This is a genomic window from Blautia sp. MCC269 (assembly GCF_018785655.1).
Taxonomy (GTDB): Bacteria; Bacillota; Clostridia; order Lachnospirales; family Lachnospiraceae; genus Blautia_A.
The window spans coordinates 109,845-132,753 of sequence record NZ_WQQE01000063.1 but is presented as its reverse complement, the minus strand read 5'-3'; the positions used below and the strand labels follow the sequence as shown (position 1 = coordinate 132,753).

General features: G+C 41.6%; 24 protein-coding genes and 2 pseudogenes. 14 read left to right on the top strand and 12 right to left on the bottom strand.

Annotated elements, in window-relative coordinates; genetic code table 11:
- Nucleotides 1-160 precede the first annotated feature (160 nt).
- From GPK88_RS16700 to GPK88_RS16680, 5 genes are all read right to left on the bottom strand, one after another.
- Entirely contained in the window at nt 161-802 is a 642-nt protein-coding gene (locus tag GPK88_RS16700; RefSeq protein ID WP_173762563.1) for an HAD family hydrolase, read from the bottom strand.
- A 93-nt stretch (nt 803-895) separates the two neighbouring features.
- Nucleotides 896-1,495, bottom strand: coding sequence for an HD domain-containing protein (locus GPK88_RS16695; protein ID WP_173762562.1), 600 nt, complete (start codon nt 1,493-1,495; stop codon nt 896-898).
- Nucleotides 1,496-1,571: 76 nt separating this feature from the next.
- On the bottom strand, nt 1,572-1,787 hold the full coding sequence (locus GPK88_RS18990; protein ID WP_243860597.1) for a ribonuclease HII: 216 nt from the start codon (nt 1,785-1,787) through the stop codon (nt 1,572-1,574).
- A gap of 112 nt (nt 1,788-1,899) precedes the next feature.
- Nucleotides 1,900-2,811: an AraC family transcriptional regulator gene (locus GPK88_RS16685; protein ID WP_173762561.1), complete on the bottom strand. Its 912-nt coding sequence runs from the start codon at nt 2,809-2,811 to the stop codon at nt 1,900-1,902.
- 86 nt (nt 2,812-2,897) lie between these two features.
- On the bottom strand, nt 2,898-3,404 hold the full coding sequence (locus GPK88_RS16680) for a helix-turn-helix domain-containing protein (protein WP_173762560.1): 507 nt from the start codon (nt 3,402-3,404) through the stop codon (nt 2,898-2,900).
- Between the two features lie 78 nt (nt 3,405-3,482).
- On the opposite strand from GPK88_RS16680, the gene GPK88_RS16675 reads away from it, so the two are divergent.
- Complete coding sequence (locus GPK88_RS16675) at nt 3,483-4,643, top strand: PglZ domain-containing protein (RefSeq protein ID WP_294411875.1); 1,161 nt, start codon at nt 3,483-3,485, stop codon at nt 4,641-4,643.
- A gap of 305 nt (nt 4,644-4,948) precedes the next feature.
- Here the strand turns inward: GPK88_RS16675 and GPK88_RS16670 are convergent.
- Nucleotides 4,949-5,987: pseudogene (locus GPK88_RS16670) on the bottom strand (IS30 family transposase).
- Between the two features lie 445 nt (nt 5,988-6,432).
- On the opposite strand from GPK88_RS16670, the pseudogene GPK88_RS19645 reads away from it, so the two are divergent.
- The 6 genes and pseudogenes from GPK88_RS19645 (at nt 6,433) to GPK88_RS16640 (ending at nt 13,015) form a co-directional block, all read left to right on the top strand.
- A pseudogene (locus GPK88_RS19645) lies at nt 6,433-6,821 on the top strand (TnpV protein).
- Between the two features lie 408 nt (nt 6,822-7,229).
- Entirely contained in the window at nt 7,230-8,696 is a 1,467-nt protein-coding gene (locus GPK88_RS16660) for an aminotransferase class I/II-fold pyridoxal phosphate-dependent enzyme (protein ID WP_173762567.1), read from the top strand.
- Nucleotides 8,697-8,773: 77 nt separating this feature from the next.
- A complete protein-coding gene (speE, locus tag GPK88_RS16655; RefSeq protein ID WP_173762559.1) occupies nt 8,774-9,628 on the top strand; it encodes a polyamine aminopropyltransferase in 855 nt (284 codons plus the stop codon).
- Between the two features lie 3 nt (nt 9,629-9,631).
- Nucleotides 9,632-10,489 carry an agmatinase gene (gene speB, locus GPK88_RS16650; protein ID WP_173762558.1) on the top strand — a complete coding sequence of 286 codons (858 nt, stop codon included), beginning with the start codon at nt 9,632-9,634 and terminating at the stop codon, nt 10,487-10,489.
- Between the two features lie 43 nt (nt 10,490-10,532).
- Entirely contained in the window at nt 10,533-11,792 is a 1,260-nt protein-coding gene (locus GPK88_RS16645; RefSeq protein WP_173762557.1) for a saccharopine dehydrogenase family protein, read from the top strand.
- Entirely contained in the window at nt 11,792-13,015 is a 1,224-nt protein-coding gene (locus GPK88_RS16640) for a carboxynorspermidine decarboxylase (RefSeq protein ID WP_215708047.1), read from the top strand. The genes GPK88_RS16645 and GPK88_RS16640 overlap by 1 nt, the downstream gene beginning before the upstream one ends.
- Here GPK88_RS16640 and GPK88_RS16635 read toward each other — a convergent pair.
- A complete protein-coding gene (locus GPK88_RS16635; protein WP_173762555.1) occupies nt 13,007-13,357 on the bottom strand; it encodes a hypothetical protein in 351 nt (116 codons plus the stop codon). The two genes, GPK88_RS16640 and GPK88_RS16635, sit on opposite strands and share 9 nt — an antisense overlap.
- 233 nt (nt 13,358-13,590) lie before the next feature.
- On the opposite strand from GPK88_RS16635, the gene GPK88_RS16630 reads away from it, so the two are divergent.
- The 7 genes from GPK88_RS16630 to GPK88_RS16600 all read left to right on the top strand — a co-directional run bounded on the left by GPK88_RS16630 (nt 13,591) and on the right by GPK88_RS16600 (nt 19,017).
- Nucleotides 13,591-13,938: a TnpV protein gene (locus GPK88_RS16630; protein WP_117440764.1), complete on the top strand. Its 348-nt coding sequence runs from the start codon at nt 13,591-13,593 to the stop codon at nt 13,936-13,938.
- 203 nt (nt 13,939-14,141) lie between these two features.
- The gene (locus GPK88_RS16625) at nt 14,142-14,456 is read left to right on the top strand and encodes a helix-turn-helix domain-containing protein (RefSeq protein ID WP_073962779.1); all 315 of its coding nucleotides are present in this window, start codon (nt 14,142-14,144) and stop codon (nt 14,454-14,456) included.
- 250 nt (nt 14,457-14,706) lie between these two features.
- Nucleotides 14,707-15,720: a ParM/StbA family protein gene (locus GPK88_RS16620; RefSeq protein ID WP_252197799.1), complete on the top strand. Its 1,014-nt coding sequence runs from the start codon at nt 14,707-14,709 to the stop codon at nt 15,718-15,720.
- Nucleotides 15,678-16,040, top strand: a complete 363-nt coding sequence (locus GPK88_RS16615) for a hypothetical protein (protein ID WP_252197798.1) — start codon at nt 15,678-15,680, stop codon at nt 16,038-16,040. The genes GPK88_RS16620 and GPK88_RS16615 overlap by 43 nt, the downstream gene beginning before the upstream one ends.
- A gap of 775 nt (nt 16,041-16,815) precedes the next feature.
- The gene (locus GPK88_RS16610; RefSeq protein ID WP_118670298.1) at nt 16,816-17,196 is read left to right on the top strand and encodes a plasmid mobilization protein; all 381 of its coding nucleotides are present in this window, start codon (nt 16,816-16,818) and stop codon (nt 17,194-17,196) included.
- A complete protein-coding gene (locus GPK88_RS16605) occupies nt 17,145-18,386 on the top strand; it encodes a relaxase/mobilization nuclease domain-containing protein (protein ID WP_182437591.1) in 1,242 nt (413 codons plus the stop codon). The genes GPK88_RS16610 and GPK88_RS16605 overlap by 52 nt, the downstream gene beginning before the upstream one ends.
- Before the next feature lie 28 nt (nt 18,387-18,414).
- Nucleotides 18,415-19,017, top strand: a complete 603-nt coding sequence (locus GPK88_RS16600) for a hypothetical protein (RefSeq protein ID WP_025655064.1) — start codon at nt 18,415-18,417, stop codon at nt 19,015-19,017.
- A 247-nt stretch (nt 19,018-19,264) separates the two neighbouring features.
- On the opposite strand, the gene GPK88_RS16595 is transcribed toward GPK88_RS16600, so the two are convergent.
- Genes GPK88_RS16595 through GPK88_RS16575 form a run of 5 tightly spaced genes read right to left on the bottom strand, consistent with a single transcriptional unit; the run spans nt 19,265 to nt 22,907 of the window.
- Entirely contained in the window at nt 19,265-19,672 is a 408-nt protein-coding gene (locus GPK88_RS16595) for a winged helix-turn-helix domain-containing protein (RefSeq protein ID WP_025655065.1), read from the bottom strand.
- 5 nt (nt 19,673-19,677) lie between these two features.
- The gene (locus GPK88_RS16590; RefSeq protein ID WP_025655066.1) at nt 19,678-20,070 is read right to left on the bottom strand and encodes a metal-dependent transcriptional regulator; all 393 of its coding nucleotides are present in this window, start codon (nt 20,068-20,070) and stop codon (nt 19,678-19,680) included.
- A gap of 38 nt (nt 20,071-20,108) precedes the next feature.
- A complete protein-coding gene (locus GPK88_RS16585; RefSeq protein WP_025655067.1) occupies nt 20,109-20,696 on the bottom strand; it encodes an MptD family putative ECF transporter S component in 588 nt (195 codons plus the stop codon).
- A 14-nt stretch (nt 20,697-20,710) separates the two neighbouring features.
- Nucleotides 20,711-21,415 (bottom strand): energy-coupling factor transporter transmembrane component T, encoded by a 705-nt coding sequence (locus tag GPK88_RS16580; RefSeq protein WP_025655068.1) that lies wholly within the window; start codon nt 21,413-21,415, stop codon nt 20,711-20,713.
- Nucleotides 21,408-22,907, bottom strand: a complete 1,500-nt coding sequence (locus GPK88_RS16575) for an ABC transporter ATP-binding protein (protein ID WP_025655069.1) — start codon at nt 22,905-22,907, stop codon at nt 21,408-21,410. Before GPK88_RS16575 ends, GPK88_RS16580 begins: the two co-directional genes overlap by 8 nt.
- Nucleotides 22,908-22,909: the final 2 nt, after the last annotated feature.

Sequence of the window (22,909 nt, the reverse complement as noted above, 5' to 3'; positions counted from 1 at the left end):
AAGGGTGAAAAGCCTAGTTTTTAAGCTACTCACCCTTTCTTATCATAGAAGAATCCTATTTACAGAGATTTTTTCATAGTTTCCTTTATTTCACATACAGGCTACTTATTTAAATATTCTATGAACATTTTAACTGCCAGAGTCATTTTCGCCCGGTCTTTCATTGCCAATATAATTTCTCTGAAGTGATAGCAGATAACAGGTCAGCAGGTCTTTTTAAAAAATAATCTGCTTTTATGTGCTTATTATGACTGCCCCATACTGCCAAAGCAAAATCAATTCCTGCATCTTCCGCACATTTACTGTCATATTTGCTGTCTCCAATATAAAGCACTTTACTATGGTCTGTTTTTGATAATTCCACATATTTCAAAATCGGTGCGGCATTGGGTTTATGTTCCTGTGTATCGTCTGCACATATGATTGTTTTGAAATAATGACTGATACCAAACGGACAAAAATCATGTGTAAATTCTTCCCTTGTCTTTGATGTGACAATCCCCATTTCATAATCCAGACTTAGAAGATTTTTCAATAATTCAATGATTCCGTCAAATACTTTAATGGTATTTGTATAGTTACGCATATTTTTATCCCATAATTCTATCGCATAGGAAGTGTCTTTTATCTCAAGTTTTTTCAAAGCGTCTGTTCCTGTAATACCTAACGCAAATCTTAGTTCAGAACATGGTATCTTTCTCCCGGACAATTCCTTTATAGTTTCCTGTAAAGAATGTAATACAGCATATTCCGTATCAATCAGAGTACCGTCAATGTCAAAAACAATATGCTTATACTTCATGCTGCCACCTTTCCTTGCCTGTATCAAAATAACGTATCACCCTGTATGGATTCCCTACTGCAACACAATTAGGAGGGATAGGGTGGTATCCCCCTAACAAAAACTGTTTTCCACAATACCCGGAAGCAGAGAATAGATAGAACAGCCGATCTGATTTTCAAACTGTTCTTTGATCTCTAAAATCCTTTTCCACCTGTCTATTGTCGCCGTGTGAACACCGTACCGTATTGTCACATCTACAAATCTCTTTTCCAAAAGACAGAACCCCGTCGGCATAGCCAATGCGTCACATAACTGTACAAGACGGTCATAATCATCATATATCGCATTTGCAACAAATTCTTTCATAAACAGGTAATCCTCATCACTGACATCAAACACACCGATAGATGTGGCAATATCCTGAATCATAAATGCGTGGGATATACATATCTGTGCAGCTTTTTCCCATCCGCGCTCCATACAGTACCGATAGCCGTCTATCAGATGCCTTTCCGAACTCACTCCGGCATAGCGTCCAATATCATGCAACAACCCGAAAATATATGCCTGTTCAGAAGATAAATCTTTACAATGTGATGCAATGTTTTTACAGGCTTCGGCTACAAACCGGGAATGATCTGCCCATGCTCCCGGATTGGATTCTGACGATTCCCTTAATGCCAATTCTGCGGTCTGAATGCTCAACTTCATTTTTAACTCCTTTCAAAAGGGCGGGGATGGAAAATAAAACGCTCGGCCCCTTTATAATGAAATATTTGCAGACAAATCAGCAATCCCCTGCATAGTATGAAACAATGTTCATATAGTCCGTTGGATTCGGAATTTCTAAAATAAGACACAGACAGTTTTTGTTTTGGAAGTATTGCCGCCACAAACTGTCCTGTATCTTTTCTTCCCCATTAATGTTTTGTTTTTTACCGTTCGGACAGAGCATATATACTTTATCGGTACAGGCATTGACAGTATCTAAAAAATTTTCCATGTTCAGAATGTTCAGTTTTATTACCTTGCACTCACCTCCTGTAAATTGCTGATTTACTTTACAGGTATCATTATAATGCAAAAGACATAGGGAAAATATTTCTTTTCCGCCATTACCTATCACTATTCTGCCATTTTTTCCTGTATTCTGTAGGTGAACAATGTGCATATTCCCGAAAAACTTTTCCAAAATAACTGCTGCTCCCTAAACCACACTCATGACTGATAACAGTAACAGCTTCCTGCCCCTTTGCCAACATCTGACAGGCAACTTGTAAACGGTAAGTTGTTATATACTCGATGGGTGTCATGTGCAGACAGTCATGGAACACTCTATAACATTCCCTTTCGCTTAAATATGCTGCCGCAGCAAGTTCCGGAATAGATATTTTTTCTCTGTAATGTTCATGAATGTATATCATCATCAGTTTTATTTTATCGTTGCTTTTGTTATGTCCCACTTTCTTTTTACGCATAGAACGTGAAAGTTCAAAAAGCATGAGCCATATTTCCGTTAGGGCTTTCCGTAGTTTTATTTCATATCCAAATTCATCACTGGATAAACGAAATGAGGCAGTAAGCAGTTTCAAAATCCTTTCTTCTTCTGCATTGCCCGGAAAAAGCGGGATTACCTCAATCTGCGGTGCTGTTATGACAGGCGAAATATATTTTTGTTCAATCCTGCTTCCTTGTTCTCCGGCAAGTAAGGAAACGTCGAAAATATGAAGTAGCTGTATATTCTTTTCTTTTTGCGATATTGCTTTTGTCATATGAAGTACATTGGGATTTATCATGCCGCCGCTTCCAGCCGGAAACAATATTTTTCCTTCTGGCGTATCATATTCAATACTGCCGCTTTCCATATAAAAAAGTTCCACTGTCCTGTGCCAGTGCCACGGTACATAACACCCTATATATTTGTCAAGTTCTGCCCTCGAAGCGATATAGGGAAAATCTTTTTCAAAACCGGGAAGCAATTCTTCCTTGCTTCCGGTATAAAATTCAATGCTATGGATATTTTTCATGTCTGTTCACCTGTACATCTGGGATTTTGTATCTGCTTTATGGGTTAAATATACGGGAATCCATTTAAAATTTCCGGTTTGTAATTTTAAAAGTTTTTTCTCCACTGTTTCTTAGAATCAAATTTCCCACATCCATCACAAGTCTGTGGCCAGTTGATTTTCCATTCAAAATATTCAGCTCTGGTAATCACACCGGATTTCAGCTCATTCATTCGAACCACCCATTCTTTCAGAAAATCATTCAGAACCCCATAATCAAACCACATACAGACAGGAGCATGAGCCGGCCAGCTATCATTGTCGTGATAGTAAACGGAAGTGTCTGCTACTTCATTGCATTTTTCACCAGGAAATTTTCGAGGAAGAAACAGATGCAATGCAGATGGATTAAATTCATCCAGCCAGAAAAGCAGTTCCATCATTTCGGAAGCGTCACGTCCAGCGGTATCATAGAGGGTATAAGGATTGACATCCAGAGCCTGTGCCATTTTATCGACCAGATCTTTTTTTGGAACACGAACGCCTTTTTCATATTGTACAATTCTATGTTGATCGGTCAGTCCGATCTTCTCTGACAGTTCTTTTTGTGTCATTTTCCGGAATGTCCGGATTTTTTTAGTTTCAGATTAAAATTCATAAAGTCACCTCTGCATTAGTCCTGATAAACATCCATTGAAGATAGTAAAATTAAGAAATGGATAACTATTTGTCCATATTATAACACAAACATGGCAGCTTTGTTGCCGCACAAAGAACTGACAGTAGAGGTTCGGAACGATATTTTGACGGTTTTGGCAGATGGGCAGTCTACGGCAAGTACTTATAGGGATAAGGTTCTGAAAACAGAAGACTCGGCAAGCGTGGTTTTAAAGTATAATGACATCATTGCTATGAAACGAGCGGAAAGAAGTGCTTTGGTAAAAGGTATGGATGTGGTCTATATTTACCACGATACCATAGATGAAGCCAGCCACACTTCGGATACTGCTGTTTTTGCTGCGTGTGACAAGGCGATTTCAGAATTAAAGAACCTTGTGCGTATCATTGTAAATGAATTTGGCGGAACGAATATTTTAATTACGGCAGACCATGGATTTCTTTATACATACAGTCCTTTGAAGGAAGAGGACAAAGTAGATAAAAGAGGCTTTTTTGATGTGGATGTAACAAACTCTGACATTACAAAGAAAGAAAGTATCAAGCGATGTGTGGAGTATGGCAGAAGATATGCAATTATGCAGAAGGGTGTGCAACCAGATTACTTGATGCCTGTAAAATTCTTGGGCGGAAATACGGAATTCGATGGATTTGCACCGAGAGAAAGTATTCGTATCAAAATGAATGGCGGCGGTATGAATTTTGTGCATGGTGGTATCAGTTTGCAGGAAATGGTTGTTCCGGTGATTGAGTATCATTATCTCCGTAATGATTCTATGGAATACAAGCGTAATAAACAGAAATATGATACCAAACCGGTAACGGTTAATTTACTGTCCGCAAACCGTAAAATCAGTAATATGATTTTTTCGTTGAACTTCTATCAAAAAGATGCGGTCAGTACAAATCGTGAAGCAGCAACTTATCAAGTTTATTTTACAGATGAGGACGGCAAACAGATTAGTGATATTCAGAAGATTATTGCAGATAAGACCAGCGATAACGGTGCAGAAAGAACTTTCCGTTGTCAGTTTAATCTAAAATCTCTAAAATACAGCAATACAGCTACTTATTATCTGGTAATTGCAGATGAACAGGGATTACAGCTGCCACAGCGAGAGCCATTCCAGATTGACATCGCCTTTGCGGTGGACGAGTTTGATTTTTTTAGTTAATGCCATAGGAGGAGAGAAAGATGGAGCAAGGGTTACGGGTTACAGATTTTGCACATAAGAGGGGTCACAAATTCGGTTGAATGAAAAAGTAACTTCCACCATGTGCCAATACTGATAAGTAAAGGGATTTTTGCAGAGTTAACTTCTACTAGATATAGATATTTACACAAAACAAAACTATAATATAAAGAGAAAACACCGTGTTTTTACGGGATTGGAACATCACCAAAGGACCGCTGGCTGTTTTTTTGCAAGGGTAACTTCCACCGGTCTGGAGAATACGATGCCGGAAATGAATGTGATATTTAGTGCTTTAACAGAGTGGGTTTTAATATCACCTGATCCGTAGGTACATCTTCAAGACTGCAAAGTTCCAATAGTTTTCTGTCTATCAGTAACTGAGCCAGTTTAAATGGGGTACAGCCGTTTAAACTGGCTCTTGCTACGCTATTGATATGGTTGGCTATCTGCGTTACCTTGTTCTGGTTCAGCCGTGCGAAACTTACGCCTTTGGGAAGGATATAACGGATAAATTCGTGGTTCTTTTCCAGCTTGCCTTTCTGCCAGGAAGACATAGGATCACAGTAGAAAACCCGGGATAAACGAGCTGTATTTCCAGGACGTTCAAATATTTCAGGGTCTTTAAAAGAGGAGCCATTGTCTGTGAGGATAACAGGGAATAACTTGTGGTATAGATCAGCTCCAAGCTGTTCATACAGCCAAAGGAAAACTTCCCTGATATTTTTACGGTTATCGGCTTCAAGTAAAAAAATGAGCATAAGGTTACAGTTACGAAATAACATAGTCAGGAGGACATTCTCAGATTTTCCACCAGCTCCTTCCACAACATCTAACTCTACAACATTTGTGTCTGGATATTCTTCAAGATATTTTTCAAAATGATGGTATGTCCTGTTTTCACGGTAGCCGGTGTTTTCAGGAGCTTTTCTGGTCTTGTGACGCTTTTTATAGCGTACTTTGCGGGGGAGGTCCAAATTGATAGCAGTAAAATATCCATGATCAATGTAGTTATACAGTGTACGGATGGAACAATCGATAAGATGTTGATTGGAAGCGTAAATATGAGATAATGGCTGCCCTTTAAGGAGAAAAGGCGAAACAGGAATGAAAGAACCGGCATTCTGAGCGTTTCTTCTGCAGGTCATCCTGATAATGAGGAACATGTATGAGATGCCGCCGTATCTCCTTTGAGATGGTAGAGGAATCTTTGTTTAACCTCTGAGCGATCTGTGTAAAGTTTTCGCCAATCTGTATTCCATGTTCGATAGCAGCACGGTCAGCGAGAGTAAGGTGTTTGTGGTTTCCAATATTATTAGTAGCCATAGATAAATCCTCCTTTGTAATAAAAATGGATCATTTCCGGCGATCGGAGGATATGGGCCAGTGTACCCTGGTATTTGTTATAGGATACCTTATTGCAGGACTAAGTTCCACCCCTAATTTCAATATAAGAACGTAAAGGACTAATGGTGGAAATTACTATTTCATTTAAGGTGACCCTACTTAATGAAAAAAAATTAGCACTCACCTCTTGATAATGGAAGTTGATTTTTATCCTGCCTTGTGTATCCCGGAAGTGCCTGTTTTACAAGCTTTCCGGGACATTAGTCATTTTATCTGGTATTGTAAAGCAGTGTCAGATTTGTCGTAAATGTCGTAAATTTGTGGTCAAAAAATGATGAGAAATGGAGAGTGCTAATAAAATGAACGCAGGCAGCAAGGCAACTGCGTTCATGAGCAAGTAGCGAAAGCGGATTGCGAATGCCCTATTTATATAACGTACACGAATGTAAATGGATACTTGATTCCGAATCTTACGTATAAATCCGGTGAGCAGATGGAGCAACTTGGCAAGTATGGATTCTTACGTAGAGATTATCTGAAGAACCATAAAATTCTCTGTATCAGGTCATGCTTCTGCAGGACACTATTGGAGAGCATCTTCTGGAAGTGGACAAGGCAGCCAGAGAACGGGAAGAAGTGATTCTGAAACAGTTGACATGCATTTTCATATGTGCTATGCTTATGAAGATTTTGAAAGACAAAGAAAGAGTCTTTTCAAAGCAATTATTTTGGATCACTCCATTTGGGGTTAAGGCCATACGGACAGCCGGGTCCACTGCCGCTGATGGTAACTTTGGTTGCCTTATTGATTGAGTTAGAAGCTCAAATTTTATAAGTTGGTTCCTCTGATAACCACTATGCGCCTGATGTGCAGACTTGTGAAACGGTCAATAAGAGTAGTAAAAGTATGATTGCTATATAGACTCTGACATATATCATCTGGATTTCTATTTTATGTAAATACGAGGATTCCTGTATTTATTATAAGTCAATGGAGATAGAATCGGGAAGAATGATCCAAGCAGGTTTGCAGTTTTGAGGCAGCCTGCTTTTTTGTGTAATAGAAAATTCCGTTGGAATTTCCTGTTATATAAAAAGCTCTGCCGGGTAGGATACCACTGCAATGGAAGAGCAGATGGCGCTGGAGACGCCCCTTTACAGGCGGAGAATCCTGCAAACAGGATTCTTTATACAGACAAAGGAACTGGAAATGGAGACGCAATGAACAGAACTCGTTTTAAACTGAACCAGAATCGTGCACCAATTCACGAGGTTCTGGAAAATTTCCGGCGCATGAGGGTGGTACCCTTCGATGTGCCAGGACATAAAAGAGGAAGAGGAAATCCGGAACTTACTGAGTTTCTGGGGCAGAAATGTGTAGGCGTGGATGTAAACAGCATGAAGCCTCTTGATAATCTCTGTCATCCTGTATCCGTGATCCGGGAGGCAGAAGAACTGGCAGCAGATGCCTTTGGAGCAGCTCACGCCTTTCTCATGGTTGGCGGAACTACAAGCTCCGTACAGACCATGGTGTTAACTGCCTGTAAGAGGGGAGACGAGATCATTCTTCCCCGCAATGTTCACAGAAGCGTGCTGAATGCGCTGGTTCTGTGCGGAGCAATTCCGGTTTATGTGAATCCGGAAGTAGATCAGAGACTTGGAATTTCTCTTGGAATGCGCCGTGAACAGGTGGCAAAGGCAATTAAGGAGCATCCCAATGCGGTGGCTGTGCTGGTAAACAATCCCACCTATTATGGAATTTGTAGTGACCTTCGTGCAATTGTGCGGATGGCTCATGAAGCAGGAATGCTGTGTCTGGCAGATGAAGCCCATGGGACTCATTTTTATTTTGGAGGAGGCCTGCCGGTTTCGGCAATGGAAGCTGGTGCAGATATGGCATCTGTATCCATGCATAAAAGCGGCGGAAGCCTGACCCAGTCCAGTCTTCTTCTGACTGGACCTGGCGTCCATGCAGGTTATGTCCGTCAGATCATCAACCTGACCCAGACTACCTCCGGAAGCTATCTTCTGATGTCAAGTCTTGACATTTCCCGTAGGAATCTTGCACAGCGAGGACGTCAGATTTTCCATCAGGTAGCAGATATGGCAGAATACGCAAGGGAAGAGATTAACGCCATTGGCGGCTATTACGCATTTGGAAAAGAACTGATGAATGGAGATTCGGTTTTTGATTTTGACATTACGAAATTAAGTGTGCATACTCTGGATATCGGACTTGCAGGAATTGAGGTTTACGACATTCTGAGAGATGAATATGATATTCAGATCGAATTTGGTGATATTGGAAATATTCTGGCTTATCTGTCAATTGGAGACCGTGCCCAGGAAATAGAGCGGCTGGTAAGTGCCCTTGCGGAAATCCGCAGGCGTTTCCAGAAGGATAAATCAGGGTTGCTGGATCAGGAATATATTGATCCCCAGGTAGTAACAAGCCCTCAGGAAGCGTTTTATGCAGAAAAATGCAGCCTTCCTCTCAGGGAAACGGAAGGAAAGGTATGCAGTGAATTTGTAATGTGTTATCCTCCGGGAATCCCAATTCTGGCTCCAGGGGAGCGAATTACCCCGGAAATTCTGGATTACATTGAATATGCCAAGGCAAAAGGATGCAACATGACAGGTCCGGAAGATCCGGATATATTACGATTAAATGTGTTGGAGCGTGTTTGAAAAAGGCTGTCTGCAAATTGTGACACACATCTTGCGGGAATGATTTTAAAACATACTCTGGCAGGGAGGTAAAGAAAATGGAAATGTGGTTTTCGGAATTTCATACACCGGATGTGAAGCATAGTATCCGGGTAAACCGTCAGCTCTACTCAAAGCAGAGCGACTATCAGCGAATTGATATTTTTGAGACACCTGAATTTGGCAGGGTTCTTACACTGGACGGAAATGTAATGCTCACGGAACGTGACGAATTTATTTATGACGAAATGATTACCCATGTACCTATGGCTGTTCACAAAGAAGCCAGGGATATTCTTGTGATCGGAGCAGGAGACGGAGGAGTTGTACGTGAACTGACCAGATATGACCGTGTCCGCCATATTGATCTGGTAGAGATGGATCCCATGGTAGTGGAAGCCTGCCGTGCCTATCTTCCGGGAAATGCCTGCAGGCTTGATGACAGGAGAGTGCACCTTCATTATGAAAATGCATTGAAATTTATCCGACGTTGTGAAAATAAATATGACCTTATTATTGTGGATTCTTCCGATCCTTTTGGTCCTTCGGAAGGCTTGTTTACCCGAGAATTTTATGGAAATTGTTATAATGCGCTGAAAGAGGATGGAATCATGGTCAATCAGCAGGGAAGTCCTTTTTATTCTGAGGACGCCCATGCCATGCAGCGCAGTCACAAAAGAATTGCCAGTACGTTCCAGATCAGTCGTGTTTATCAGGCGCATATTCCTACCTTTGCTGCCGGCTATTGGCTGTTTGGTTTTGCAAGTAAAAAGTACCATCCGGTGGATGATCTGGATTCGGAGGCATGGAGCGCCCTGAATTTTCGCACCCGTTACTATACCACAAGGCTTCACAAAGGCGCATTTTATCTTCCGGCTTTTCTGGAGGAAATGCTTCAGGAGGTGGAGGACTGATTTATGATTTTACCAAATATTGAGAATTTTATCGGCTGTGACAGCAGCTTTGAGGAAGCAGGGATTGTTCTTTATGGAGCGCCCTTTGATTCTACCACAAGCTTTCGTCCTGGAGCCAGGTTCGGCCCCTCTGCCATTCGTCATGAAAGCTTTGGACTGGAAACCTACAGCCCTTATCAGAACCGCGACCTTACAGATATTCAGGTATTTGACAGTGGAGATCTGGAGCTTTGCTTCGGTAGCAGTGAAATGGCGCTTGCTGATATACAGAATCGTGCCTGGGAAATTCTGGAAGCAGGAAAGATACCCTTGCTTTTAGGCGGCGAGCATCTGGTGACGCTAGCGGCTGTAAGAGCCGTAGCCAGAAAATATCCAGGGCTTCATATTATTCATTTTGATGCCCACGCAGATTTGAGGGATGATTATCTTGGTGCCCGTTTAAGCCATGCGTGTGTCATCCGCAGATGCCATGATATTCTGGGAGATGGACGGATCCATCAGTTTTGCATCCGAAGTGGGGAAAGAGAAGAATTCTGGTTTGCAAAGGAGCATACAGATTTTCATCCTTTTACCTTTGAAGGCTTGGAAGAGACCATACAGGAATTGGACAGGGAGCAGGTTCCGGTATATTTTACCATTGATTTGGATTGCCTGGATCCATCCGTATTTTCGGGAACCGGTACACCGGAAGCGGGAGGCGTAAGCTTCCTTGAACTTCTTGCGGCTATCCGGAAGGTATCAGAATTAAATATTGTGGGAGCAGATGTCAATGAGCTGGCACCTATGCTGGATCCAAGCGGTGTTTCCACAGCCACAGCATGCAAGGTGGTCAGGGAACTGCTGCTGGCAGTGGCGAAATAAAAACAGCTGCGATAGTGAAATATAAAAAAAGGAGATAAAAAACATGAGCAGAGTACTTGTAATCGGCTGCGGCGGAGTAGCCAGTGTAGCAATCCAGAAATGTTGTCAGGCAGATGAGGTATTTACAGAACTGTGTATTGCAAGCAGGACAAAAGAAAAATGTGATGCGCTTGCCCGGAAACTGGAGGGAAAAACAAAAACAGTTGTTACCACGGCAAAGGTAGATGCAGATGATGTAAACCAGCTGATCCAGCTGATCAACAGTTACAAACCGGATCTGGTAATGAACATTGCACTTCCATACCAGGATCTGACAATTATGGATGCCTGTCTGGCATGTGGCGTAAACTATATGGATACGGCAAATTATGAGCCCGAAGACACCGATGATCCGGAATGGCGGGCTATTTACGAAAAACGCTGTAAGGAAGCTGGATTTTCCGCATATTTTGATTATTCCTGGCAGTGGGCATACCGGCAGAAATTTGAAGAGGCAGGACTTACTGCACTTCTTGGCTGCGGCTTTGACCCGGGCGTTACACAGGCATACTGTGCATATGCATTAAAGCATGAGTTTGACCAGATTGATACTATTGATATTCTGGACTGCAACGGAGGAGACCACGGATATGCGTTTGCAACCAACTTTAACCCGGAGATCAACCTTCGTGAGGTAAGCGCTCCTGGAAGCTACTGGGAGAATGGACATTGGGTGGAAATTCCTCCGATGGCCATCAAGCGGGAATATGATTTTGACCAGGTTGGCGATAAGGATATGTATCTTCTTCATCACGAGGAAATCGAGTCCCTTGCCCAGACAATTCCGGGAGTAAAGAGAATTCGTTTCTTTATGACCTTTGGACAGAGCTACCTGGATCACATGCGCTGTCTGGAGGATGTGGGAATGCTTTCCACTACCCCGATCAACTATAACGGACAGGAAATTGTTCCCATCCAGTTTTTGAAGGCGCTTCTTCCGGATCCGGCAAGCCTTGGTCCCCGTACCAAAGGTAAAACCAATATTGGCTGTATTTTCACCGGAGTAAAGGATGGACAGGAGAAAACCTACTATATTTATAATATTTGTGACCATCAGGAATGCTATAAGGAGGTTGGAAGCCAGGCAATCAGCTACACGACAGGCGTTCCGGCCATGTGTGGGGCATTAATGATGCTTACCGGAAAATGGATTCGTCCAGGAGTGTATACAGTAGAAGAATTTGACCCGGATCCGTTCCTGGAGGCACTTGACAAATACGGACTTCCACGCAGTGAAAATCATAATCCGGAGCTGGTTGATTAATGGAAAAAACAGATATAAGACCACCCTTCGAAGCATCCGCCGGAATTATTCCACCGGAATTTCGGAAAATCAAGACGCCTTGTTATGTTCTTGACGAAACAGCGCTTATAAAAAATGCAGAATTAATGGGAAAGATTGCCGAAAAAACAGGATGTAAAATGCTCTTGGCGCAGAAGGCTTTCAGCAATTATGACTGCTATCACCTTCTGGAGCCTTATCTGGCTGGAACAGAAGCAAGTGGACTGTACGAAGCAAGGCTTGGCGCCCAAGAGATGCCAGGAAAAGAGGTACATGTATTTTGTGCTGGATACCGTGAGGATGAATTTGAAGAGCTGCTTTGCTTTGCAGATCATATAGTGTTTAACTCACCCTCCCAGCTTCTCCGTTTTGGAAAAAGAGCGAAGCAGGTCGGGAAAAGTGTAGGGCTCAGGATCAATCCGGAATGTTCTACCCAGGAAGGACATGAAATTTATGATCCTTGTGCCCCGGGCAGTCGTATGGGTACCACGAGAGCACAGTGGGAGTCTGCTGTGAAAATGCATCCGGATCTGACCGGATTATTGGATGGTATTCACTTTCACACCCTTTGCGAGCAGGATTCCTCTGATTTGGAAACTACTCTTGCAGCGGTAAAGGTGAAATTCGGAGATCTGATTTCTCAGGTAAAATGGCTGAACCTGGGAGGAGGACATCATATTACAAGACCAGGTTATGATATTGCACGGCTTGAAAAGTGCATTGAGGCGGCAAAGGAAGAATGGAAGGTGGATATTTACCTAGAACCTGGAGAGGCATGGGCTTTAAATGCAGGATTCTTTCTGACAACTGTGCTGGATGTACTGCAAAATGGTGATACACGGCTTGCAATTTTGGACGGAAGTGCTGCATGTCATATGCCAGACGTTCTGGAAATGCCTTACCGTCCGCCCCTTCTTGGAGCAGGGGAGCCAGGAGAGAATGCCGTTACAGTCCGTCTTGGAGGACCAACCTGTCTGTCCGGGGATGTTATAGGAGATTACAGCTTCCAAAAGCCTTTGGCATACGGAGATCTTCTCATGTTTGGTGATATGGCCATATATACAACCTGCAAAAACAATACCTTTAACGGAATGCCCCTGCCTGATATCTGGCTGCGGCATGGTGATGAAACCATGGAACGTCTGACGGATTTCGGTTACGAGGATTTTAAAGGCAGACTTGGACATCGCAGGAAATCAGAGTAGGTCTCCTGTAAAATTTGTAAAAAGACGTAAGTCATAGAAATGTGGCTTGCGTTTTTTGGTTAGGGCAGTGGATATGGAACTGGCATCAGCCGGATCCGAAAATATATAAGCTGCCATTTGAAAGGTAGAAACAGGGTTCAGTTCATTGCGGAAGTGGAACATATTATCAAGTACCACATCATAAGTTGCAATGGGGCGAGTTGTCTTAATATAACAATTTCTTTTGGAAATATGACGGATAATGGGAGTATGAAGGGCTACTGTCTGATTCGATTTCAGGTGCATGATCTTATCATGAAGAATCTTCTGGCTTTTCTGGAGTTCTGTGATCCGGTGTTCCATTCTTTCTTCAGCGGAGTTGAAAAATCAGTTGAAAAATTCTTATAAAATTAGCACTCACCTCTTGATAATGGAAGTCGATTTTTGTCCTGTCTTGTGTATCCCGGAAGTGCCTGTTTTACAGGCTTTCTGGGGCATCAGTCATTTTGTCTGGTATTGTAAAGCAGTGTCAGATTTGTCGTAAATGTCGTAAATTTGTGGTCAAAAAATGATGAGAAATGGAGAGTGCTAATAAAATGAAATTAACGTATACAAATGTAAATGGATATCTGATCCCGAATCTCACCTATAAATCCGGAGAACAGATGGAGCAACTTGGCAAGTATGGTTTTCTTCGCAGAGATTATCTGAAGAACCATCGAAATTCAACCTATCAGGTGATGCTTTTACAGGATACAATTGGAGAACACCTTCTGGAAGTAGATAAGGCAGCAAGAGAACGGGAAGAAGTGATCCTGAAGCAGCTGGAAGAAAAAGAACCATTACCGGATAAAGAAGCAGATCAGATGGCCTGGGTAAGTGCTGCTAATCAGCACAGAGCGATTGCGGAAGAGATTATTCTCAAGGAATTGATTTATGTTTAAATGATGGAAAAGTTGCGACGGTGTCGCAACAATTATTGAAAAGGGTGGTTTTGCTTGAGAAAAACAATCTGAAAAAGAAAAAACAAGTTTGGATTCGCCGAGTCCAAAATTAAATAAAGATTTTGCAAATATGAGTAGAGAAAGGCGTGAGTCATAAGAATATGGCTTGCGTCTTTTTCTGTCCGGAAAGGAAGTGGGGGAGCATGGCACAGATTTTTCGTGTAGAGAGAACTAAGAATTTTACGGTAATGAGTAATCACCATTTCAAGAATAAGAATCTGACATTGAAAGCGAAAGGTCTATTGTCACTGATGTTAAGTTTGCCAGAGGACTGGAATTACAATATGCAAGGACTGGCAACACTGAGCAGAGATGGGATTGATTCTGTTCGTTCTGCAATTAAGGAATTAGAGCATCATGGATATGTGGAACGCCATAGATTGCGTAATGAATATGGCTTTTATGGCGATACCGAATATATTATCCGGGAAGTTCCATTAGGAGAAGAAAATGATTAAGCGAAGGAGAAAATGCCTAATGGTGGACAGTCCAATTTTGGACAATCAGGTCATAGGAAATTTCTATCTCCGGACATCAGAAAATAGGAAAACCAGATATGGTAAATCCCATACTGGACAAACCGTTGCTATTAATAATCCATGTTATTAAATATGAATTATTAAAGAACTAGTAAATAAAATATCTATCTTATCAATTCACGTAAGTATTAATAGGATTGGATAAGAAAAGAAAGAATGAGGTATGATTATGAGAATGATGAAAAATAACAGAAATGAAACAATTATGGTGATCGGGATTGATCATGGTTATGGAAACATGAAAACTGCCACCAGATGCTTTCCATCCGGTGTAGCCAGATATGACGAGGAGCCAATTTTTCAGAATAATCTTCTTGTTTACAATGGAATGTATTACCAGATCGGAGAGGAACACAAGGAGTTCTGTGCAGAGAAAACGCAGGATGAGGACTATTATGTGCTGACACTGGCGGTTATCGCAAGAGAACTTGATGGGAAAGGAATGAATCGGGCAAAGGTACACATTGCAGCCGGACTTCCGCTTACCTGGGTAGCTACACAGAAAGAAGATTTCCAGAAATATCTTCTCCAGAATGAAAGTGTAGATTTTATATTCCGTAATAAAGAGTATCATGTAGAGTTTGCAGGAGCTGATATTTACCCACAGGGATTTGCAGCAGCCTTTTACCGCTTACAGGATTTCAAAGGAATCAACATGCTGGTAGATATTGGAAACGGAACTATGAACATCATGTATATCAACAATTCCCGTCCATTAGAGAAGAAATGCTTTACAGAGAAATATGGAACGCATCAGTGTGTGCTTGCTGTAAGGGAATCCCTGCTGAAAGAACTGGGAACAGTGGTGGACGATCTGGTGATTGAGCAGGTGATCCGTACCGGGACAGCAGATATTGGTGAGAAATATCTGACAGTCATTAGTAAAGCTGCCGGAGATTATACGAAAGAAATCTTCCATAAGCTGAGAGAACGGGAATATAATCCAGAACTGATGCGTCTGTACGTGGTCGGCGGTGGCGGTTGTATGATCCAGAATTTTGGAGAATATGACAAGAGTCGGGTAACGATTGTACGGGATATCTGTGCCACAGCGAAAGGTTATGAAGCAATGACCGTAAGGAAAATCCAGAGAAACTTTGTGATGAACAGGACAGGCAGGCATGGGAATATTTGCAGACGATGGACAGGGAAAAATATAAATCGTACACCAGAGCAGTTGTAGTTGCTTTAAACGATTATTTTTCCAGAGAGTACAGGAATGAAGCAGATCCGTATCTGGAAACCAGAGAAAAGGAAGATGCGTTTTTGGAAAAAGTGGAAACAGCTGTCAGGGATGGAGTGAAAGAATCCGTTCCGATGGCTATAGCGAAGAACCTGATGGAAATGCTTGTACCGTTTGTAAAAGAATCGGTAGGAGAAAGTAATCTGTCGGACAGAACACTAATAATGGAGAAAACGGATGGAGAGATCGCAGAAGATAATCTGGACTGGGAGAAAGAAGCTGATATGGATGCAGCACTGGATTTTGCAGACAGTTTTTAGATGGTTATGAAATAGCAGTAACAGGAAAACAAACTGACAGTAAGGAATAGATTTACAAAAACAGAATAGCAGAAAAAGACGATGGCAGTGATGGCATTTCTATTGGTAAAGATCAGTGGAATGTTTACGACTGCTATTATTATGTCTTTTAGCAGAAATGGAAAGAGATCCAGAAAAAGAAAGACAGAAATAACAGGAAAATATAACAGAAAAGCGTTGGCAGATGGGCGGATTGAACAAGCAAGGCGAAGAAAAGAATAAAGTGCCGGATACGGCATAGGATTGTCCGATACTTCGTATCGGAGTGATGCATGAACAGCCTGTTTCAGAAAGAGAAAATCTATGGAAGGGGAGTTTTTCTTTTTCTTCCACAGTCAGTTCCTGCACCACAAGACCACTGTCATCTCCATTTTGATCTGATAACGTAGGGTGGAAAATATGGCTTGGTACGTGTCGGTTCAGTGGTGGGGAGATGACAGGCAAGTTTCGCAAAGTGGCAAGCCACTCTGCACCGGAGCCAGCCTTTGGGCTGTTCCTAAACTTGCCATGGGCGTCTGCCCCTTGGAACCCCGGCACGCCAATGGTGACAATTCTGTGTTAGAAATATCCACTGGATACTTCTTCTCAGATTGCCACGGATTGGCTAAGACGTTGTCTTGCATCTACCAAAGGGGAACGTTACACATCCCCTTATGGAATCCCCTGTTAATTTAGACATAACGCTATGGTTGTAAATATAGAGCAGAAATCAAGTAGAGAAAGGAAATAAAAGCCTATGAGAAAACGAAATCATACAGTAACTATACGGATGAATAAAGCGGAATATGAGCTACTTCAAAGCAAAATAAAGGAATCCGGAAGAACACAGCAAGAAGTTGTGATAAAAGCAATTGCAGACTTGAAGATAGCTTCTACAGAGGAAGTGGAAGAACTGAAAAGATTGAACCAGATGTTTGCAGATATTCTCAGTCAGCTTCGTGGAGCTACTACAAATATCAATCAGATTGCAAGAAAGCTGCATACAGATGGAGAAATTCCGAATGACAGTATGCTGTATTTCCTTAATAAAAATATTCTTAAGTACAGGAAGGAGAGTGAAAAGATATGGCTATTAATAAGACGATTAATAAGCGGACAAATACACATGGAGCAATGAGAAACTGCATCGAATATGTGCTGCGGCAGGATAAGACTAGTGAACAACTTACCTATGTGACTGGACCGTACTGCCATGATGAGATCAATTATGATCTGGTGTACAGAGCATTTTTAGAGGAAAAGAAGGTGTGGGATAAAGATTCTGGGAGAATGTACGCTCACAACATTATTTCCTGGCATAAGGACGAGCAGATTACTCTGGAACAGGCATTTGAATTTGGAAAAGAATTCGCAGAAAAATGGTTTCAGGGATTTCAGACCTTAGTGGCAGTCCATAAGGATAAAGACCATATTCACTGTCATCTGGTGACAAATTCTGTGAGTTATGAAGATGGGAGAAAACTGCATAACACCAAAAAGGATCTGGAACGTATGAAACAGCTTACCAATCAGATGTGCCGAGAACGTGGACTGACAGTTGTCGAGAAAGGAAAGCACTTTGATGGAAGCCAGATTGAAAAAGGGGAAGTCATTGCATGGAGCAAAGATAAATATAACCTGTTCCGTCAACAGGTAAAGGACAGTTTTGTAGCGGACTGTGCAATGGCGGTATTAAAGGCACTGGAAAATTGTATCAGCAAAGAAAAGTTTATAGAAAAAATGAAACAGTTCGGATGGAGGGTGAACTGGACGGAAAAGCGAAAGCATATCACATTCCAGAATCAGGATGGGAAGAAAGTGCGTGACAGCAATCTGTCCAAAACGTTTCATCTGGATATCAGTAAGGAGGCGTTGGAGCATGAATTTAATGGAAATTACGAAAGGATACGAGCCGAAGCAGAGCGAACAGCAGGAGCAGACGAAGAACTCATTGGGTACTACCGACAGGTGGAAGCAGCTTGTGAAGGAACAGGCAGAAACACTGGAGAAAGTGACGGAAGAGAGGGACGAGTTACAGGTGAGAAATCAGAAGATGAACGAGTTTATCCTGGAATTTCAGAAAAGAACACACAGTCTGAAAATGGAAAAACAGAGGCTATTCTTCGAGAATCACGAAATGCAAGAAGAAATGCAGAAGTCGAATGCCGAAATTCAGCAGATGACAGAAGAATTGTCCGAAATGCGGAAACTCAATCAGTCTTTACAGCAGAGCAACGACGACTTGAGGAACAGAAACGGCTTGATGAGAAGGAACGAGCAAGAGCAGCTCGAAAAAGAAATAAAAGACGTTCGGGACCGGAACTCTAAATTAGTAATGCAGGTGAACCAATCATCGGTGGAAGCGGTTGAACAGGCAAAAAAGAAACAGGAAGAGGCAGAAAAACAGGCAAGGCAGGCAGAGTACCAGATTGAAAGGGAAAAGAACCGGGCAGATATGGAGATACAAAGAGCCAGGAGAAAAGCAAAATCGGAAATTGCTGATATGAAAGAAAATCAGTTCTTTTGGGACTGGGGATATCTTTGTGTAATTTTCTTTTCGTTTCTTCAAAATGGAGCATTTCAACAAGATGTGCTGCAACTAATAATGATACCGATAAATTGGTGCAAAGAATATATAGCATGGTTTGAACGGTTGGAATATATAAGCGATACTGCCGGAGAAATGCTCTTTAAAGGGTTTTTCTCTATGCTTATGATTACTGCTGGGATTCTCGGATGTGTATTCCTTGTTTGGGCTGGAGTTGAACAATATAAGAAGATATGGGATGACCTATATAAAATGGTTTTAATATCCAGTATTTCATTTGTAGCAGTATTGGGAAATTTGATAAGAGAATATCTTCCGCTTAATCTGATACTTGTGATTCTGTTTATAAATATTGGAACTATTTTGCTCAGAGCATATTTGAAAAAGAAATATCCTCAAATGTATGATTGAATAAGAATGTATAGGAAAAGCAGCGGAGTGCTGGAAAGGGTAACATATAGTTATTTCATTCCATTTGTTGCCAATAGTGCAGCCATAGTCTTAGCGGATTCCTGCATACCTCTGCCTATCCATTCTTCAATCCATCCGAAAGTTGTCAAACACAAACGACAAGGTGTGAAATTTGAAAAATCCTCCCGAATAGCCTCACCTTGAGAAAAAGAAAAGCGCAGCCATTCAGACTGCGCTCTGTGAATATTTAGGAAGTTGTTTGAAAGCGATACCCAACCTCGCGGACACTTTCTATAATAAAAGGGTGGTGCGGATCAGCGGAATAGAGCTTTTTGCGTAGGTTTCGTACATGGTATCCTATGGTGCCTCGTTCATTTATTGTTAGAGCTTCACCCCATACCTTTTCATAGATTTGGGAATAGGTCAACACTCGTCCATTATTAACTGTCAGCAGGCATAGGAGACTATATTCCTTTGCTGTTAGGCCCACTTCTTTTTGATTACAGCGCACCAGCCTTTGGCTGGGGTCAATCTCAAGATCGGGGAGAGATAGCACCGGTTCCGAGGAAAGCTCCCATTTTTTTAGCTCTGGATGGAGCTGCAAAAATGAAAGGAAATCTTCAAAAATCTTTTTTTCTTCCTCGTTCAGTTTCATAATGATTATTTCTCCGATGGTATCACCTCCCGGTCATTTATCCAAACGGCCTCTTTCAATTTCTTAAAACTTATCTCACTAATAACATACTCCAGCTTGCAAGCGTCTTGTGCTGCAATATCCTGTGGAACACCAGCTTCCACGAGTCGTTTGGTAAAGAACTGGTGCTTTTCATAGATTTGCTGGGCGATTTGCTGGCCCTGCTCTGTGAGGGAGAGTGTGCCATCGTCCTTTTTTATCAGGCATTTCTTTTTAGACAGTTCTTTGACAGCCCGGCTCACAGAAGGCTTTTTTACATCCAAAAGCTCCGCCACATCTACGCAGCGAACATAGCCCTTTTGTTGCTGAAGCACCAGCACAGCCTCTAAATAGTCCTCCATAGATGATGTTAAGGGCATAATGGCACACCTCCTTCTGACACATATAATTACTTCATTTACACCATACCTGCTTTTTTGAAATGCTTCTTGAGCAGTTTCTTAGCGTTGAGCGCGCCAACAAAGGCGCAAATTGCAACAACGACAAGCATTATGATAGCTGTTACAGGTGATACTAACGTTTGCAAAATTCCCAAATAACTTTCGCCAAACATTCCCGCATACTGCTCAAGTGTTTGATTTGAGAAAAACAAGAAGGGAATATATGTACCACTGAATGCTGCTAAAACCATATAAATGATATAACTGATCGTAAGTGTTTTTCCATTAGTGCAACCTGTTTTCCACGCGATCAACGCAGAAATAATGCCAGCAATAATGCAGCAAATTATCATGGGCGGATAAAATCCATAAATGCCTGTTATCGCACAAAAAATGAACAGTGTCCACGGTTTCTTAGTCTTAGCTGCTACAAGGAAATATGTAATAGCTGCCAATAGTGACCACAATGGGCTTACCACTAACATCGTGTAGGGAGAAAAAGATAGGAACGCACAAAGGATATAGATAACAAGTGCGCACAAAGATAAAAGAGCTGTGACAATCAAATCCTTTACTTGAAAGCCTTTTTTGTTTTCGGTTTGCATGAAATAAATCCTCCTTAAAATGATATTGGTTGGAACGATGTCCATATGACAACCGCAAAAAGAGCAAGCATACCTATCAACAAAATACTATCTCTTAAGCGGAAATCAACTAATATATAGTGAGTTTTTTCACAAGGATAGCTGATGCCTCGCGTTTCCGCTGATGCGGATAATTCTGTCGCCGTCATCAGAAGGCGCATAAGTATAGGGATTAAAAAGCCTTCGTATGTCTGCGCCGGATGACTTACTATTCTCCAAAAAGACAATCCCACGCCCCTCGTTTTCATCCCTTGTTTTATATAAAGCACATCTTGTTTCAAAGATGGAAGAAATCTCAATATGATAGCCACTGGTATCACAATTGCTTGAGGGATATGACTTGCCTGAAGCGCTGCTATCAATTCCGATATTTCCGTAGTCTGAAATAGAATATTCAAAGCAAGTGCAATAGTCAAAATTCTTAGTAAAAAGAATGTTATCACGGAAGATAAATGAATTGGAAGGACTTGCGCCAACACAAGCAGAACTATATAAACTATTGCAAATTTGATACTTGTTTTCCAAAGTCCACTTAGCAAAGCAAACAGGCAAACGACGCCAAAGAGTAACAAGCCTGTTAAGCCTCCACCCAAAGCAAACGCCAAAGCTGATGTCAATAGAATCAACAGAAGTTTTATGCGAGAATCGTAATATACTCCATGCTTTCTCAATTTATTCACCACCTTCCTCAACCATAAAATTCTTTACGATTTTGAAATTGTTTTGTTCCGTCATTTGTAAATCATCTTTAATAATCCCTTCCTTCAAAAGCAAAGCGCGCGAGGCGGTCAGGCTGATAAACTCCAGATCATGCGTAATAATAAAGACCAGCTTTCCAGCCTCACGCATATAATTAACAGCATTGGCAACAGCGCACATATTATCCCAGTCTAACCCGCTTGTTGGTTCATCCAAAACGATGATTGGTTTTTCCGAAAGCATTGCCGCTCCTATTGTCAGTCTCTGTTTTTGACCGCCTGATAAAGCATACGGATGGCAGTCTTTGAAGTTTTCCAGATGGAGCATTTTCAAAATTTGAGACACTTTTTCATCTATGCTTGGAATCCTTTTATTTCCTAACCTCAATTCCTCCGTCACACTGTCTGTATAAAGCTGGTGATCTGCCTCCTGCATAACAAAGTACACATAGTCGGATAATTTTTGTTGCTTCACATTCTTTCCATCAATGTAAAACGCACCTTGGCGGCAGCGAATCAAGCCAGACAGGATTTTCCCCAATGTTGTTTTCCCGCAACCATTTTCTCCAATCAAGGCAATCGTTTCGCCTTTGTAGGCTTCTAATGAAATGTTGTGAAGAAGTTCCGGCATGGCTTTATGCGAAAAGCTCAAATTTCTAATTTGGAGAAATACTTCCGAGCGGCAAATAGATTCTTTCCTTTCTATTTGTATTAAATCCAAATTTAACGGGCGAAGCCTTCTGTTGTGCATTTGGACAGCAGATAATTCTGCCATTTCCTCACCTGTTAATTCTTCGCAGATTTGACCATCCTCCATAATTAAAAAGCGATCTGCGAGTCCGTATAAGTAAAACAATCTGTGTTCTGAAACAATAATCGTGTGTCCAGCGGCTTTCAAAGCAGAAAGAATCCCTCTTACCTGTAAGATTGTATGAATGTCTAAATTAGCCGAAGGCTCATCCAGCACATAAATTTGTGGATTAAGAGTAGTCGCTGCGAGAAAAGCAACTTTTTGCCTTTCTCCACTGGACAGGGCAAAAATATCTCTGTCTTTTAGGTTCTCCATATTCAGTGACTGAAAGGCGCTGTTAACACGTTTAACGATTTCTTTATGTGGAATTCCATAGTTTTCGCAGGCAAACGCAACTTCGCTGGAACTGTTTGTAGTAAAAAATTGACTGCGGGGATCTTGAAAAATTGAAGCAATCTCTTTACCAGCCTCACCGGCGTCCGATTCTTTTATGGAACGTCCCGATACAATGACTTCGCCGGATAATCTGCCTTCAAAAAAGCGGGGAATCAAATTATTGATACACCTGGTTAATGTGGTCTTTCCACATCCGCTCTGCCCAGTAATAACAAGAAATTCTCCCGATTTTATGATAAGCTTTACATCCTTTAGACTTTCCTGAGACTGTCCTTCATACTGAAAAGAGGCATGTTCAAAAGATATAATTGGAAATTGTTTTTTCATGG